The sequence below is a fragment of the Mesorhizobium sp. M7A.F.Ca.US.014.04.1.1 genome, from assembly GCF_003998745.1.
GTDB classification, from domain to species: Bacteria; Pseudomonadota; Alphaproteobacteria; order Rhizobiales; family Rhizobiaceae; genus Mesorhizobium; species Mesorhizobium ciceri.
On the sequence record NZ_RZRW01000626.1, the window covers coordinates 1 to 3,166 of the forward strand.

4 protein-coding genes are annotated in these 3,166 nt (G+C 63.5%); 2 read left to right on the forward strand and 2 right to left on the reverse strand.

Annotated features, from left to right (window positions below):
* Positions 1 to 60 precede the first annotated feature (60 nt).
* Both EOA22_RS28855 and mntR read right to left on the reverse strand, forming a co-directional pair.
* A complete protein-coding gene (locus EOA22_RS28855; protein ID WP_013530122.1) occupies positions 61 to 249 on the reverse strand; it encodes a hypothetical protein in 189 nt (62 codons plus the stop codon).
* An 89-nt stretch (positions 250 to 338) separates the two neighbouring features.
* Positions 339 to 788 carry a manganese-binding transcriptional regulator MntR gene (mntR, locus tag EOA22_RS28860; protein ID WP_024504117.1) on the reverse strand — a complete coding sequence of 150 codons (450 nt, stop codon included), beginning with the start codon at positions 786 to 788 and terminating at the stop codon, positions 339 to 341.
* A 235-nt stretch (positions 789 to 1,023) separates the two neighbouring features.
* On the opposite strand from mntR, the gene EOA22_RS28865 reads away from it, so the two are divergent.
* Together EOA22_RS28865 and EOA22_RS28870 are read left to right on the forward strand one after the other, a co-directional pair.
* The gene (locus tag EOA22_RS28865) at positions 1,024 to 2,388 is read left to right on the forward strand and encodes an Nramp family divalent metal transporter (protein WP_013530120.1); all 1,365 of its coding nucleotides are present in this window, start codon (positions 1,024 to 1,026) and stop codon (positions 2,386 to 2,388) included.
* Positions 2,389 to 2,475: 87 nt separating this feature from the next.
* Positions 2,476 to 3,166 (forward strand): protein-L-isoaspartate O-methyltransferase (locus tag EOA22_RS28870; protein WP_164755938.1); only part of this gene is annotated, 691 nt, incomplete at its 3' end.

Consider the following 3,166-nt stretch of genomic DNA (forward strand, 5'->3'; position numbering starts at 1 on the left):
CGGCTCGGCGTGGCAATCGTCCCCGTGGCCTACAGCCGATCACGTAAGCCCGACAGAGAGCTAATCTTCCTGCTTGGCGCCGGCGCTCTTGCCGTCGGAGCTCTTCGAACGCTCCTCGAAACGCGCCGCGCCCTTTTTCAGCGGATGGCCGGTTTCGGCTTCGGTCTTGCGCTCATCCCTGGCCGCCGCCTGTTTCAGTCCCTCGGCTGCCTGCTTGCCCTTTGCCGCCGGCGTTTGTTCGATGCCCATCGTTTCCTCCCTTTCGCGCGCCAATCGCACGGATCTGGTGCAAACGTGTCTGGCGTGCGACGGTTCCGGCGACGCGGGAACTCTGGCGCTCAGCGCGCCGTCATCGCCTTGCGGAAGGCTTCCAGCGTCTCGGCGCTGACATGGTGCTCGATGCCCTCGGCATCGATGCGCGCTGTCTCCGCACTGACACCGAGCGAGCGCAAGAAAGCTTCCACCGTCTGGTGGCGGATGCGGCTTTCCTCCGCGACTTTGCGGCCGGCTTCGGTCAGGAACACGCCACGATAGGGCTTTCTCGACACCAGACCGTCGGCGCACAGCCTGGTCAGCATCTTGGCCACCGTCGGCTGCGCGACGCCGAGCCGTGCGGCGATGTCGACCTGACGCGCCTCGTTGCCGTCTTCGATCAGGTCGGCGATCAGCTCGACATAATCCTCGACCAACGCACTGCGGCGCGCTTCGCGCTGCTGCCGGAAGCCCTCCGAATGAATTTCGGCGTCGAGCAGCGGCTCGCGCGGAACTGGTCTGTTCTTCAGCACCAATACGCGCTCCTCCCAGGACTATTTGCCATCCATGCTTTCATAGCACGGGCTCTGATTCTTCAGGCCGTTTATTTGCATTCCGCCACAGGTGCAACCGGGGCTTCCGATTGCCGCTTCACCCGATGACCGCCAGCCGGATAAAAAGCAACGACAATGAAATATAGCATATTGCATAATGTTGAGCCATGGCATAGCTTAAGCCAACATCGTCCAGTCTCGCGGAAAGCCCTCCTTCATGTCCGAAGCCGAAGCCACAGCCTCCCGTTCCTCATGGCGGTTCGCCAGGCCCGACGAGGACGAGCAGCCCAGCCTGCGCGAAGTCAATTCCTCTATCGCCGTGCCGAACTCGGGCGTCTGGTTCCGTCGCCTGTTCGCCTTCATGGGTCCCGGCTACATGGTCTCGGTCGGCTATATGGACCCCGGCAACTGGGCGACCGACCTCGCCGGCGGCGCCCAGTTCGGTTACACGCTGCTGTTCATCATCATGCTGTCCAACCTGATGGCGATCCTTTTGCAGGCGCTGGCGGCACGGCTCGGCATCGCCACCGGCCGCGACCTCGCCCAGGCCTGCCGGGCCTATTATCCCCGGCCGGTGAACTTCGTGCTGTGGATCGCCTGCGAGCTGGCCATCATCGCCTGCGACCTGGCCGAAGTCATCGGCACCGCGATCGCATTGCAGCTTCTGTTCGGCATTCCGCTGATCGGCGGCGCCATGCTGACGGCGCTCGATGCCTTCCTCGTGCTGCTCCTGATGAACAAGGGGTTTCGCTATCTCGAAGCCTTCGTCATCGCGCTTTTGATCATCATCTTCAGCTGCTTCGCCATCCAGATCTTCGTCGCCGCCCCGCCGGCCGGTTCGATCCTGCATGCCATGTTCGTGCCGTCGTCGGAAATCGTCACCAATCCGGCGATGCTCTACATCGCCATCGGCATCATCGGCGCCACCGTCATGCCGCATAATCTCTATCTGCACTCCTCGATCGTGCAGACCCGCGCCTATGAACGCACCGACAAGGGCAAGCGCGACGCCATCAAATGGGCAACGACGGACTCGACCATCGCCCTGATGCTGGCTTTGTTCGTCAACGCCTCGATCCTGATCGTGTCCGCGGTCGCCTTTCACAACACCGGCCACCAGGACGTCGCAGAGATCGGCCAGGCCTTCGAGCTGCTGTCGCCGCTGCTCGGCCTCGGCATCGCCTCGATCCTGTTCGCTGTGGCGCTGCTGGCTTCCGGCCTGAACTCGACGGTGACGGCCACGCTCGCCGGCCAGATTGTTATGGAAGGCTTCCTGCGCCTGCGCATCCCCAACTGGGCACGCCGGCTGCTGACGCGCGGCCTCGCCATTATCCCGGTGGTGGTCGTCACCGCGCTCTATGGCGAAAAGGGCACCGGCCAGTTGCTGGTGTTCAGCCAGGTCATCCTGTCGATGCAACTGCCCTTCGCGGTCGTCCCGCTGGTGCAGTTCGTCTCCGACAAGAAGAAGATGGGCAATCTCGCCATTCCGCGCGGCGTCGCAGCCCTTGCCTGGGTGGTCGCCGCGATCATCCTGGTGCTCAACTTCAAGCTGCTCTACGACACCATGTTCGGGGTCGGCTGAGTTCCGCTTCGCCTGGAAACCAGCTGCCCTCTGCGCAGGGGGCAGCCTCGCGACAAATCGGCAATCCGCGCTATGTTTTCCGGCATCATGACCCGGATCGAAGACATCAGGAAATTCTACGCGCGGCTGCTGGCCGCCAATGCCGGCTCGCCCGACCCACGTCTGGAAGCGGCTTTCGCCGACGTGCCGCGCGAAGCGTTTCTCGGTCCCGGACCGTGGACGGTCGTCGCCGGCAACGGCAGGGTCACAACACCAAGCGCCGATCCGGCTCATATCTATCAGAACGTGCTGGTGGCGCTCGACGACGACAAGGGCATCAACAATGGCGAGCCATTCCTGCACGCCATGTGGATTGGAAAGCTTGAACCGAAACCCGGTGAGGCGGTTTGCCATATCGGCGCCGGCACCGGCTACTACACCGCCGTGCTGGCCCGGCTGGTTTCGCCAGGCGGCATCGTCACCGCTTTCGAACTCGACGAGAAGCTGGCCGATCTGGCGCGTCAAAATCTCGAAGCCTATGGCAATGCGACGGTGGTCCATGGCGATGCCGTGACGACGCCCCTGCCGCCATCCGACATCATCTATGTCAATGCCGGGGTCGCAGCGCCCCCGGCCGGATGGCTGAAGGCGCTGCGGCCAGGCGGCCGCATGATCTTTCCCTGGCGGCCGGCCGAGCGCGTCCCGCTGGCGGTGATGGTGACACGCACGCAAAAAGGCTTCGCCTGCGATCCGTTCATGCGGTCGTGGTTCATTCCCTGTGTCGGCGCCTCGGTTGCGG

Bases quoted from the DNA above. Each gene is read 5' to 3' on its own strand.
- EOA22_RS28855 (WP_013530122.1), bottom strand. From the start codon at position 249: ATGGGCATCGAACAAACGCCGGCGGCAAAGGGCAAGCAGGCAGCCGAG.
- EOA22_RS28865 (WP_013530120.1), top strand. From the start codon at position 1,024: ATGTCCGAAGCCGAAGCCACAGCCTCCCGTTCCTCATGGCGGTTCGCC.